This is a genomic window from Sediminimonas sp., assembly GCF_024637375.1.
Taxonomy (GTDB): domain Bacteria; phylum Pseudomonadota; class Alphaproteobacteria; order Rhodobacterales; family Rhodobacteraceae; genus Sediminimonas.
Genome location: NZ_JAGXFK010000037.1, coordinates 1 through 7,145 on the forward strand (window position 1 = coordinate 1; position 7,145 = coordinate 7,145).

11 protein-coding genes and 1 tRNA gene are annotated in these 7,145 nt (G+C 66.9%); 4 read left to right on the forward strand and 8 right to left on the reverse strand.

What is annotated here, in order from left to right; translation table 11 throughout:
• Positions 1 to 79: 79 nt before the first annotated feature.
• From Q0L89_RS05290 to hisF, 3 genes are all read right to left on the reverse strand, one after another.
• Positions 80 to 418 (reverse strand): hypothetical protein, encoded by a 339-nt coding sequence (locus tag Q0L89_RS05290; protein ID WP_296763114.1) that lies wholly within the window; start codon positions 416 to 418, stop codon positions 80 to 82.
• Positions 419 to 1,032: 614 nt separating this feature from the next.
• Positions 1,033 to 1,338 (reverse strand): phosphoribosyl-ATP diphosphatase, encoded by a 306-nt coding sequence (locus Q0L89_RS05295; protein WP_296763115.1) that lies wholly within the window; start codon positions 1,336 to 1,338, stop codon positions 1,033 to 1,035.
• The gene (hisF, locus tag Q0L89_RS05300; protein ID WP_296763116.1) at positions 1,335 to 2,099 is read right to left on the reverse strand and encodes an imidazole glycerol phosphate synthase subunit HisF; all 765 of its coding nucleotides are present in this window, start codon (positions 2,097 to 2,099) and stop codon (positions 1,335 to 1,337) included. Before hisF ends, Q0L89_RS05295 begins: the two co-directional genes overlap by 4 nt.
• Positions 2,100 to 2,254: 155 nt before the next feature.
• Here hisF and Q0L89_RS05305 point away from each other — a divergent pair, with 155 nt between their 5' ends.
• Positions 2,255 to 3,019, forward strand: a complete 765-nt coding sequence (locus Q0L89_RS05305; protein WP_296763117.1) for a hypothetical protein — start codon at positions 2,255 to 2,257, stop codon at positions 3,017 to 3,019.
• A 74-nt stretch (positions 3,020 to 3,093) separates the two neighbouring features.
• A complete protein-coding gene (locus tag Q0L89_RS05310; protein ID WP_296763118.1) occupies positions 3,094 to 3,543 on the forward strand; it encodes a DUF302 domain-containing protein in 450 nt (149 codons plus the stop codon).
• Between the two features lie 9 nt (positions 3,544 to 3,552).
• On the opposite strand, the gene hisA is transcribed toward Q0L89_RS05310, so the two are convergent.
• Positions 3,553 to 4,275, reverse strand: coding sequence for a 1-(5-phosphoribosyl)-5-[(5-phosphoribosylamino)methylideneamino]imidazole-4-carboxamide isomerase (gene hisA, locus Q0L89_RS05315; RefSeq protein ID WP_296763119.1), 723 nt, complete (start codon positions 4,273 to 4,275; stop codon positions 3,553 to 3,555).
• A 174-nt stretch (positions 4,276 to 4,449) separates the two neighbouring features.
• Between hisA and Q0L89_RS05320 the strand changes: the two genes are divergently transcribed.
• Positions 4,450 to 4,842, forward strand: a complete 393-nt coding sequence (locus tag Q0L89_RS05320) for a DUF2147 domain-containing protein (RefSeq protein WP_296763120.1) — start codon at positions 4,450 to 4,452, stop codon at positions 4,840 to 4,842.
• Positions 4,843 to 4,983: 141 nt separating this feature from the next.
• Here Q0L89_RS05320 and hisH read toward each other — a convergent pair whose 3' ends face one another.
• Positions 4,984 to 5,622, reverse strand: a complete 639-nt coding sequence (gene hisH, locus Q0L89_RS05325) for an imidazole glycerol phosphate synthase subunit HisH (protein WP_296763121.1) — start codon at positions 5,620 to 5,622, stop codon at positions 4,984 to 4,986.
• A gap of 4 nt (positions 5,623 to 5,626) precedes the next feature.
• The gene (gene hisB, locus Q0L89_RS05330) at positions 5,627 to 6,214 is read right to left on the reverse strand and encodes an imidazoleglycerol-phosphate dehydratase HisB (protein WP_296763122.1); all 588 of its coding nucleotides are present in this window, start codon (positions 6,212 to 6,214) and stop codon (positions 5,627 to 5,629) included.
• 126 nt (positions 6,215 to 6,340) lie between these two features.
• Between hisB and Q0L89_RS05335 the strand changes: the two genes are divergently transcribed.
• Positions 6,341 to 6,580 carry an Lrp/AsnC family transcriptional regulator gene (locus Q0L89_RS05335; protein ID WP_296763123.1) on the forward strand — a complete coding sequence of 80 codons (240 nt, stop codon included), beginning with the start codon at positions 6,341 to 6,343 and terminating at the stop codon, positions 6,578 to 6,580.
• Between the two features lie 124 nt (positions 6,581 to 6,704).
• On the opposite strand, the gene Q0L89_RS05340 is transcribed toward Q0L89_RS05335, so the two are convergent.
• Positions 6,705 to 6,779, reverse strand: a tRNA-Gly gene (locus Q0L89_RS05340).
• Between the two features lie 152 nt (positions 6,780 to 6,931).
• The coding region (locus Q0L89_RS05345; RefSeq protein ID WP_296763124.1) for a hypothetical protein at positions 6,932 to 7,145 on the reverse strand (214 nt) is incomplete at its 5' end.

The following is a 7,145-nucleotide window of genomic DNA, read 5'->3' on the forward strand; positions in this document are numbered from 1 at the left end:
CAAGATTGCCGAAGCTCCTGGCCACCTGACCACGACAGCCATCCTGAGCCCGGGGTCCGAGCCTCCGGAGAAACCGCCCTCAAACCACGGCAGACGGGAAAACGTCCTTCCAGCCAGACTTCTTCAGCAGCCTGTTAGGGTCTTCGGATGGTACTTTGTGAACAAATCCATTTACCGAAACACTCTTATTTCTCTTTTTCCCATGGTAGGAATCCGTGAGGCGGCGCAATCCAAGAAGTGTTCGCTCGAAGAGTACTCGCTCCAAGGTATTTGCAGTAGGGCCAGATGCCTTATTGAGAAGCTCTACTGTCTCCGCATTTGTGCCGAATAAAGAACGATAGAGTCGCCATTCTACTCGCAGGGTGAAGAACTCATGCTTCACAAGCTCCAGGTAATCACCGAGTTCGTCTTTGCTCATAACCGCCCTATAATACCAACGCTAATGCGCTTTGGAACGCGAAAACGAACTATTCAAGAAGCAAGGCCACCGCAGGCGAGCCCGAGGTTGCCACTATCTCGTCCTCCTATGCTGCGTAGCCGACGTGGAATCAAGCAGCAATCGTAGGGTGGGCAGTCCTGCCCACCACCCACCGCCCGGCACCGCCACCGTCGCGGTGGGCAAAGCTGCCCACCCTACACCTTTCGCGCGACCTCCCAACGCGCCCTGCGCGCGGCGGGGTGCCCCCACCCTGCCCGCCTGCGCTCGCCCTGTTAACCCGGCGCGGGGGCCGAAATCCGCACCGACGCGATACCGACGGGATACCGACGCGGTGCCGACCCCGCTTTTGCCCGCGTTTCCAACCCGTTAACCCAGATTCGCTCCCTCCGCGGCTGCGTGTCCGCCGCCCGCCCCATTCATGGGAAACTCGGTGCTGGGTGTCATTTCGGACCTGTTGCCACCCTCCGCCGCGCGGCTTGGTCCCCGGCTTTTGCCGCGACAACACGGGGGGGGCGCCCAAGGGGCCACCCGGGCGCAATACCCTCCAAGCCCCTTCATCTCTCTGGAAATACTCGAAAATCCCCGGCCCGCCCTCAGCGCGCCGCTTTCTCGTCCAGGCCCGAGGTGCCTTGCCGCCGCTCCAGCTCGGCCATAACCTCGGCCAGCGGCACGTCGCGCGATTGCAGCATCACCAGCAGGTGATAGAGCACGTCCGCCGCCTCCGCCGTCAGGCGCGCGCGGTCGCCGCGCACCGCTTCGATCACGGCCTCCACCGCCTCCTCGCCGAATTTCTCGGCCGCCTTCTCGGGCCCGCACGCCAGCAGCTTTGCGGTCCAGCTTGTCTCAGGATCGGCGCCCGCGCGCGCGGCGATGGTGGCGGCCAGGTCATCGAGCGTCATTCGTCCATCCTCATCGGTATGCCATTCGCGGCCATGTGCGCCTTGGCCTCGTGCACGGAAAACTCGCCGAAGTGAAAGATCGACGCCGCCAGCACCGCCGCCGCGCCGCCGTGTTGCACGCCTTCGACAAGGTGATCGAGCGTGCCCACCCCGCCGCTGGCGATCACCGGGATGTCGACCGCGTCGGCAATGGCGCGGGTCAGCGCGATGTTGAAACCCGCACGCGTGCCGTCGCGGTCCATCGAGGTCAGCAATATCTCGCCCGCGCCCTTGGCGGCCACGGTGCGGGCGAATTCCACCGCGTCGATGCCGGTGGGCCTGCGGCCGCCGTGGGTAAAGATTTCCCACTTGCCGGGGGCGACGGTCTTGGCGTCGATGGCCACCACGATGCACTGGCTGCCGAAGCGGTCGGCGGCGGCGCGCACCACGTCCGGGTCGGCCACCGCGGCCGAGTTGAAGCTGACCTTGTCGGCACCCGCCAGGAGCAGGGCGCGCACGTCCTCGGGCGTGCGCACTCCGCCGCCCACGGTCAGCGGGACGAAACACGCCTCGGCAGTGCACCGCACCACGTCGAGCATCACGCCGCGGTTTTCGTGGGTTGCGTGGATGTCGAGAAAACAGATCTCGTCGGCACCGGCAGCGTCATAGGCGCGCGCGGCATCGACCGGGTCGCCCGCGTCGCGCAGGTCCACGAAATTGACGCCCTTGACCACGCGGCCATCGGCGACATCAAGACAGGGAATGACACGCACTTTCAGCATGGCCCCCTCTTAGACCGGCGCGCGGGCCAGATAAAGGGCCATCGCGCGCCCCGCGGCAAGGGGACGAGGGCGCGCTTGACGGGGTCGATGCCACGCTGCTAGGTCAGCGCGGATATCGCGGCCCCGGCCCGCGCCTTTTGTGGAAGCCTCTGCGCATGCGCTGGATCGTCGCTCTCCGTCGATTTGACTATGCCCGCAAGTACCGCCGCCGCCATCCCGGCGCGGAGGTACCGCGCGAGGTGCTCTATTACCTGCATATCGGCAAGACCGGCGGCACATTCTTCAAGAAGACGGTAAAGGACGAGGGCAGTTTCACGCATGAGCCGATGCTGCTGATCCCGCTGGGCCACAACATCAAGCACCAGCACCTGCCGCGCGGCAGCCGTTTCATCCTGGGCACCCGCGCCCCCGACAGCCGCTTCGTCAGCGGGTTTCTCAGCCGCCGGCGGCGCGGCACAAGGGGCCGCAACCGCCAGAGCCGCGCTGAGAGGGCCGCCTTCGCCCGTTTCGAGAGCGCAGGCGCCCTGGCCGAGGCGCTGGACGCCCCCGATGCCACCACGCGCGATGACGCGCGGGCCGCGATGCGCGCCATCCGCCACGTCAACGAGCCGCACACCCTGTGGTTTCCCGACCGGGCGCGGCTGGCCGGCGACATCGCCGCCGGGCGGGTGTTTCGGGTGCGCCAGGAACACCTGGTTGCCGACATGCGCGCGGTATTCGCCGCCACCGGGTTCGCGGTGGCGCCCGACAAGCTCGAATCCCGCCCGCGCGCCCATGTCGGCCCGGATGGCGCCGACAAGCAGCTTTCCGAACGCGCGCGCGCCAACCTGCGTGTCCATTACGCGGATGACTACGCCTTCCTCAACTGGCTCGACGCCCAGGGGCTGACCGGCGCGGCCGGCAGACTTCCAGCGGACTGACCGTTTCGTGATTGGCAAGTGATCGGCACCCGTGTCACCGCTTGGGGGGCAATGACAACCGACAGGAGCCTCCCATGATCCGCGTCACTCTCGCCGCCCTCGCCCTGGCCGCCGCGCCCGCCCTCGCGGCCGCACAGGACATCACGCGCGTGGCGACCGACAAACCCGTGGCCAAGGCCGCAGACGCGCTTGCCGCCGCAATAGAACCCGCCGGGATCACGCTGTTTGCCCGCGTCAACCATGGCAAGGGCGCACGGATGGTGGACGAGAATATCGGCGACGCCGAGCTCTTGATCTTCGGCAATCCCGAGGTCGGCACGCCGGCGCTCAAGGCCAATCGGCTTGCCGGTATCATGCTGCCCCTGCGCGTTCTGGTCTACGAGGATGCGACAGGGCAGACATGGCTGGCCTATCACGACCCCGTCGACATGCTGGCCGGACTCGACGGAATCGCCGCCGACGCGCCTTACGTGCAGAGCATGACCAAGGCGCTGGCCAATTTCACCGCCCGCGCAGCCGAGTAAGGGTGCCCCCTACCCCGCCAGCGCCGCCAGCGCGGCGCGCAGGTCGAGCGCCCCGTCGTAGAGCGCACGCCCCGAGATCGCGCCGTTGAGGCCGGCGCCGCAGTCGCGCAGCGCGACCAGGTCGGCCAGCGACGACACGCCGCCGCTGGCGATCACCGGGATATCGACGGCCCGCGCCAGCGCCGCGGTGGCGGCCACGTTCGGCCCCTGCATGGCGCCGTCACGCTCGATATCGGTGTAGATGATCGCGGCGACGCCGGCATCCTCGAAGCTGCGCGCCAGATCGGTGGCATCGACATCCGTTTCCTCGGCCCAGCCCTTGGTCGCCACGCGGCCCGCGCGCGCGTCGATCCCCACGGCCACGCGGCCGGGAAAGGCGCGCGCCGCCTCGCGCACCAGGCCCGGGTTCTCGACTGCCACGGTTCCCAGGATCACCCGCGCCAACCCCTTGTCCAGCCAGCGTTCTATGGTGGCCATGTCGCGGATACCACCGCCCAGTTGCGCCGGCACCTCCGTTGCCGCGAGGATCGCCTCGACCGCCGCGGCGTTCACTGGCTCGCCCGCAAACGCGCCATTGAGATCGACGAGATGCAGCCATTCGCAGCCGGCCTCGACGAAGGCCCGCGCCTGTGCCGCGGGGTCGTCGTTGAAGACCTTGGCGCTGTCCATCTCGCCCTTGAGCAGCCGCACCGCCTGCCCGTCCTTGAGGTCGATCGCCGGGTAAAGGATCATCCGAGCCGCCTTTCTCTGCCATGCCCGGGATGCCTATTGCACGCCGCAGCGGGCGAATGCAACGGACCGGAAACCTGATCCGATATAAGGCTTGCCGGGGGCGGGATTCCCGCATCAGTATGATGTCGGTATCGTGTCGGTATCATGTCGGGCAAAAAAAGGAGGAAACCCGCGATGAAGATCAGGGCAACATTCGCCGCACTGGCGCTGCTGTGGGGCGGCGCGGCACTGGCCGACCCGGTATACGGCACCTGGCGCACCGCGCCCGATGACAACGGCAATACCGGGCATATCCGGGTCAAGGATTGCGACGGCACGATCTGCGGCACGCTGGTGAAGTCGTTCGACGCGCAGGGCAAGCCGATGGAGTCGGACAACATCGGCAAGCGCATCGTCTGGGGTATGGAACCGAAGGGCGGCGGCGAATACGGCGGCGGCAAGATCTGGTCACCGGATCGCGACAAGACCTACAAGTCGAAGATGACGCTCAACGGCGACACGCTGTCGGTCGAGGGGTGCGTGCTGTTCATCTGCCGCGATGGCGGCACCTGGACGCGGGTGAAGTAGGCGCGCCCTGTCCAGTCGCCCGCCGCAAGCGGGCCCGGAGCCGGGCGCGCCTGCCAGCGGGATTGCGCAACGGGTGGTGAGGCCCACCCCACCGCAGGGTGGGTACTGCCCACCGCTCGCCCACCATCAGCGCCGGCCCGCTCAGGGCCTCCAGCGCAGGAAGTTGGCGATCATCGCCAGACCCACGGCCTGGCTTTTCTCGGGGTGAAACTGCATTCCCAGCAAGTTGTCGCGCCCGACCACGGCGGTCACGCGCGCGCCGTAGTCGACATGCGCCAGAAGGTGCGCCTCGTCATCCACGACCATATGATAGGAATGAACGAAATAGGCATGCCGGCCGCTGCTCACGCCGTCGAAGACCGGGTGCGCCCGGTCGATGACCAGGTCGTTCCAGCCCATGTGCGGTACCTTCAGCGCCGGGTCGCGCGGCGCGATGCGCTCGACGGTGCCGCCGATCCAGTCGAACCCGGCGGTTTCGCGGTATTCCATGCCGCGGGTGGCCATCATCTGCATCCCGATGCAGATGCCCAGGAACGGTTTTCCGCCGCGGATCACGGCCTCTTCCATCGCCTCGAACACGCCGCGATGATCGTAAAGCGCATCGCGGCAGGCCGGGAACGCGCCGTCGCCCGGCAGCACCACGCGGGCCGCGCGGCGGATCGTGTCGGGGTCGGATGTGACCACCACGTCGCCCGCCGCGACCTCGGCCGCCATGCGCTGAAACGCCTTTTCCGCCGAATGCAGGTTGCCGCTTTCGTAGTCGATGATGACAGTGGTCATGGGCCTACAGCGCGCCCTTGGTCGAGGGCACGGCATCGCCCTTGCGCGGGTCGGCCTCGACCGCCTCGCGCAGGGCCCGCGCCAGCGCCTTGAACGCCGCCTCGGCGATGTGGTGGCTGTTGAGCCCGTGCAGCATGTCGACATGCAGCGTGATGCCGCCATGGGTGCTGAGCGCCTGGAAGAACTCGCGCACCAGCTCGGTGTCGAAATCGCCGATCCGCTGGGTGGGCATCGTCACGTTCCACACCAGGTAGGGCCGCCCCGACAGATCGAGCGCGCAGCGCACCAGCGCGTCGTCCATGGGCAGCAGGCAGGCGCCGTAGCGACGGATACCCCGCTTGTCACCCAGCGCGCGGCTCAGCGCCTGGCCCAGCGCGATGCCTACGTCCTCGACGCTGTGGTGGTCGTCGATATGCAGATCGCCCTTGCAGCGCACCGTCATGTCGATCAGCGCATGGCGCGCCACCTGATCGAGCATGTGATCGAGAAACCCCACGCCGGTGCGGTTGTCATAGTTGCCGGAACCGTCGAGGTCGATCTTGACCGAGATATCGGTCTCGGCGGTGGTGCGGGTAATGATGGCCGTTCGCAATTGATGCCTCCGCTTGCCTGTCGGGGCGGGTTATAGGCCGATGGCGCCGCCGTGGGAAGGGCGCATTGCGCCGCGCGCGGGCCTGTGCCAGCATACCTAGGTCAACGCCCTGCAAGAGGCTATGCGATGTCGACCTGTGTTTTCATCCAGATCCGGTGTGCCCCCGGAACCACCTACAAGGTGGCCGAAGAGATCGCGCTGCGCGAGTTGCATTCCGAACTGTTCTCGACCTCGGGCGAATACGACCTGCTGATGAAGCTTTATATCCCCGAGGGACAGGACATCGGCATGTTCATCAACGACAATCTGCTCGACATCCCCGGGATCGAACGATCGCTGACGACGCTGACCTTCAAGGCATTCTGAGGCGCCTCGCGCAAGCAAGGACGGCGCCGAGACACGACGAGAGCGCCCTGAAACGCGAAAAGGCGCGGGGGCCGGCCCCTCGCGCCTTTTTCGATTTGCCGGACATTCGCGGCTGATTTCCAAATGGAGCGGGCGAAGAGATTCGAACTCTCGACCCCAACCTTGGCAAGGTTGTGCTCTACCCCTGAGCTACGCCCGCCCTATTGGTGAGCCGTGGGATATAAATTCTGCACGCGACCTGCAAGAGGAAAATCACCCCCGCGGTGAAAAATGCGTGCCCGCCCGCCGCGACGCGAAATCGCCCGCCTTGGTGGCGGGCGATCTGCGACCGGGGGAACGGTCGGCGCGGGTTCAGCGCGGGGTTTGCTGGGTCGAGACGGCATCGGTGTTGCCGCGATAGAAGCTGACCGTGGCGCCGGCATCTATCCGGTCACGCGGGGTCAGGCCCATGTCGGCGTCGACGCTCACCGCGCCCAGCACCGTGTCGGAGAAATGCGCGGCGTCGATCTGCACGTTGTCGCGCGGCGACAGCGTGCCGGCGGCGCCGGTGTGCGGGGTCATGGCC

Coding starts and splice junctions, on each gene's coding strand:
- Q0L89_RS05290 (WP_296763114.1), bottom strand. CDS start 418: ATGAGCAAAGACGAACTCGGTGATTACCTGGAGCTTGTGAAGCATGAG.
- Q0L89_RS05295 (WP_296763115.1), bottom strand. CDS start 1,338: ATGACGCTCGATGACCTGGCCGCCACCATCGCCGCGCGCGCGGGCGCC.
- hisF (WP_296763116.1), bottom strand. CDS start 2,099: ATGCTGAAAGTGCGTGTCATTCCCTGTCTTGATGTCGCCGATGGCCGC.
- Q0L89_RS05305 (WP_296763117.1), top strand. CDS start 2,255: ATGCGCTGGATCGTCGCTCTCCGTCGATTTGACTATGCCCGCAAGTAC.
- Q0L89_RS05310 (WP_296763118.1), top strand. CDS start 3,094: ATGATCCGCGTCACTCTCGCCGCCCTCGCCCTGGCCGCCGCGCCCGCC.
- hisA (WP_296763119.1), bottom strand. CDS start 4,275: ATGATCCTTTACCCGGCGATCGACCTCAAGGACGGGCAGGCGGTGCGG.
- Q0L89_RS05320 (WP_296763120.1), top strand. CDS start 4,450: ATGAAGATCAGGGCAACATTCGCCGCACTGGCGCTGCTGTGGGGCGGC.
- hisH (WP_296763121.1), bottom strand. CDS start 5,622: ATGACCACTGTCATCATCGACTACGAAAGCGGCAACCTGCATTCGGCG.
- Q0L89_RS05335 (WP_296763123.1), top strand. CDS start 6,341: ATGTCGACCTGTGTTTTCATCCAGATCCGGTGTGCCCCCGGAACCACC.